3 protein-coding genes are annotated in these 3,547 nt (G+C 48.4%); 2 read left to right on the forward strand and 1 reads right to left on the reverse strand.

What is annotated here, in order from left to right:
* The first annotated feature begins 261 nt into the window (after positions 1-261).
* Together HMPREF2806_RS12945 and HMPREF2806_RS12950 are read left to right on the forward strand one after the other, a co-directional pair.
* Positions 262-1,323 (forward strand): HesA/MoeB/ThiF family protein, encoded by a 1,062-nt coding sequence (locus HMPREF2806_RS12945; protein ID WP_080975088.1) that lies wholly within the window; start codon positions 262-264, stop codon positions 1,321-1,323.
* A 21-nt stretch (positions 1,324-1,344) separates the two neighbouring features.
* Positions 1,345-2,580, forward strand: a complete 1,236-nt coding sequence (locus HMPREF2806_RS12950; RefSeq protein WP_080975087.1) for an MFS transporter — start codon at positions 1,345-1,347, stop codon at positions 2,578-2,580.
* Between the two features lie 263 nt (positions 2,581-2,843).
* Here the strand turns inward: HMPREF2806_RS12950 and HMPREF2806_RS01815 are convergent.
* Positions 2,844-3,547: IS3 family transposase (locus tag HMPREF2806_RS01815; RefSeq protein WP_232745224.1), on the reverse strand; the 704-nt coding region annotated here is incomplete at its 5' end.

Raw genomic sequence — 3,547 nt, forward strand, 5'->3', positions numbered from 1 at the left:
AGCTCCACTACGTGTCCACGATTTGCGGGCAACCTCACACCCCTTAGAGAATTAAATTATATTTTTCATTGACTGTGCCTTGGCTCACTGCTACCCTTTCTGTAACTTCACTCATGAAAGGAGGAGGCCAATGTCATTCGATTTTGAAGTGATTTCCACCCAGAATCTGATGGAAGCCCACCGCGTTGGACAGGCATAAAACATCAGACAACCACGGGGACCTGAATACATTCGGGCCCCCTTTTTACTTTAAGGAGAACAATGTCCTTGATATCATTCCGGACCGCCCATGAAGTTAGGCCTCTAGGGGATGGCAGGTCAGTTGTTGGATCAAACACGGCAGGAATCGGGCACTATGTCCAGGATCCAGACCACCATCTCCAAAAATTGAATAAAATTTTAAACGGCACCCTAAATCAGCAAGAAGCTACCGAACAGATCGCTAAGCAAACGGGAATTTCTCCCTTTAATGCACATACTCTGCTCGAGAAGCTAATCCAGCTAGGACACATTGAGGCCATTTCTCAACCCAACTTAACCCCAGAACAACAGACTCGTTTTTCTCGCAGTACTGCGCTCTACTCATGGCTAGGCGGATTTGGGAAATTTGATCGATGGGCTCCTCAAGAAATTATCTGCTCGTCGAGCATTTGTATTTTAGGGGCCGGAGGCATTGGATCTAGCATCGCGTTACAGATGGCCGCAAGTGGAATAGGAAAAATAACTCTCGTTGATTTTGACACTGTCGAGTTGTCCAACCTGAATCGACAAATTGCTTATTCGGAAAAATCTATCGGCAAATTAAAGACTGATGAACTCAAAAATAGGATTAGAGAGTTAAATAGCGATTGCTCAGTACGTACGATCGAGCGAAAAATTGAAGGAGTAGAGGAATTAATTCCCATTTTCAAGGAAGCAGATCTAGCTATAAGAGCAATCGACAACCCACCCGAATCGGCATATTGGGTATCAGAAGCCGCAATAGCCACCAAAAAGCCCTGGATTGACTGCAGCTACGCCGGGCCGATGGCGGTTTGCGCGACTTTTGTCCCCGGAACGACAGGGTGCTACCGATGCCTTCGAGAAAGTGAAAAACAACGGCTGCAACAGAATAATATTTCTGGACTCTACGAGGAAACCCCTCTTGGAATTAACGCTGCGATAGCACCTATCGTGTCAATAGCCAGTGCATTGGCTTCACTCGAAGCCTTAAGGTTCTTAGTCTCAAGAACCAACTTATCTATGGGCAAAGTTCTACATCAAAACCTTGCAGACTATTCAAATCAATATTCCATTGATTTCCCCTCGTCTTGCCAACATTAGCCTTCATGAAAGGACTAAGAAATGGCCACCTTAATGAGTATTCCTGGCTATCGCCGCTTAGTCGGAACAATGGCGTTCAACCAAACTGGTTATGCAATGGCTTCAGTAATAGTTCCACTATTGATTTTTGACATAAGCAAAAACGCCACACTGGCAGGATCAGTATCAGCTTTTGGAACAGGTTCGCTTATTCTTTTGAGCCTGTTTGCCGGTGCATTAACAGATAAGTTTCATCCCTCAGTAGTGCTAAAACTAGTTACTCTCGCTCAAACGATCATTTGGATCAGCATTGCTCTCATGCTCTCCTTTAGTGATCTTCCGTTACTCCCCATAGTTTTATGCATCGTTCTCGCTTCCGCGCTCTCTGCATTCGACGCACCAAGCGAACAAAGTCTCATCAAGCAGATGGTCCCTACAAGCGATCTAGGTACAGCAAATGCTATCGCGCATGGACGTGAATCCACTGCGGAAGTTTTCGGCGGACCGAGCGCCGGACTTCTTTACGGTTTAAACCCCCACTTAGCTCTTTTTGTCCAGGGAGCATTCCATGCCATCGCCTGCGCTCTCGTTCCTCGAAAGCCTAATTCAGCGTCAACAAATCAGCTACCCGAAGAACACGACACAAATGTTTCTGTTCTAAAGTCCTCGACTGATGGGTTCCGTTTTGTATTTAGCCACACAGGGCTGCGCGCAATCACTCTCGTGGCAGCCGTTGCCAACATTCCAATGTCAGCTTTTATCTTGGTACTGATTTTTTCATACCGCGCTACAGGAGAATCTGCATTCATTATCGGTTTGATTTCAGCATCTTTTGGATCCGGTGTCATCGTAGGTTCTTTTTTGGCCAGCAAGCTAGCAGAGGTTGTACCACTAGGAAAACTTGGCACTATAGCTTTACTTACCTTCACAATAAGCCTTATTGTGCTTACCACACTACATAGCAATACGGTCGCCACCATCATTGCTTTGTTTATCGCGGGTCTACCCCTAGCGTCTTTTAATACTGCAATTGGGGCTTTTACTGCCGCCATTACCCCTGACTACCGAATGGGCGCAGTAACCACAGCTTCTACCATTCCTGGAATATTTCTCATGCCATTCGGAGCATTTCTCGCTGGCTTTGGATTTGAGCACTGGGGAGCTTCAACAACACTCGGACTCATTTCAACATTCGCGCTCATTGCCACCATGATGACGCTAACCTCAGCGGTTCGCGGAATACCATTGCTATCTCAACTCGACGAAGTTCAATCCTGATAGTTCCACTCTGCACTGTAATGCTCTTAAAATAAGGATTACCCCATAGAACGATTAAGCCAAATAACTTTCGACGACATATACCTCATCTCCCCGTCCAGTTGGAATGATTGAAACACCGTAATGCTCCCAGACCTAATCAAAATCCAGGACTTCCAGAAAGAGAACTCTGGGCGACTGGTGAGCGACGGTTTCAAGGAGCCCGACCCCCGGAAAGTAGACACCGTGGGGTGAACAAAATGTAGGTGTAAGCCTATCAGGCCTTAAGCGGCTTGGGACTCGAACTCATCGGGGGTTTGGTATCCGCACCATGTGTGCCGACGGCACGTGTTGTAGCGCACGCACCACCGGAATACGTCTCTGCGGCAGATAAGTTGATTGGCGAAGGTCTTTGTATCTTTGAGGACCTCCCGTTTTAAAGCCGCGCTGAACGACTCAGCGAGCGAATTATCCGCGCTGGTTCCCACCGCGCCCATCGACTGGGTAACGCCCAAGCGCCTGCATGTTGCCTGGAACTGCGATGAGGTGTACACGCTTCCGTGATCTGAGTGGAAAATCGCACCGTCTAGACCTCCTCGCAGGTGGGAAGCGTTTTCGAGGGCTTCTTCTACCAGTTCGGTGCGCATGTGATCTGCGATAGCAAAGCCGATAAGTTTGCGGGAGAAACAATCAATAGCTGTTGCTAAGTACATGTTCGTTCCGTCTGCGATCGGCAGATACGTAATATCGCCGACAAGCACACGATTTGCAGCGCAGGCGGTGAAGTCACGGTTCACCAAGTCTGCGAACACGCGCCGGCCTTTGTCGCGCACAGTGGTCTTGACCCTGCGCTTCTTCTGAAATCCGAACAGGTTCTGGGCCCGCATCAAGCGGGCCACCTTTTTGCGATTGATCCGCTTGGCAGGGGTTGTAGCACCGTCGCGACGTGTGGGATCTGGGGTTGCCCGCAAATCGTGGACACGTAGTG

This window comes from Corynebacterium sp. HMSC076G08 (assembly GCF_001811515.1).
GTDB lineage: Bacteria > Actinomycetota > Actinomycetes > Mycobacteriales > Mycobacteriaceae > Corynebacterium > Corynebacterium hiratae.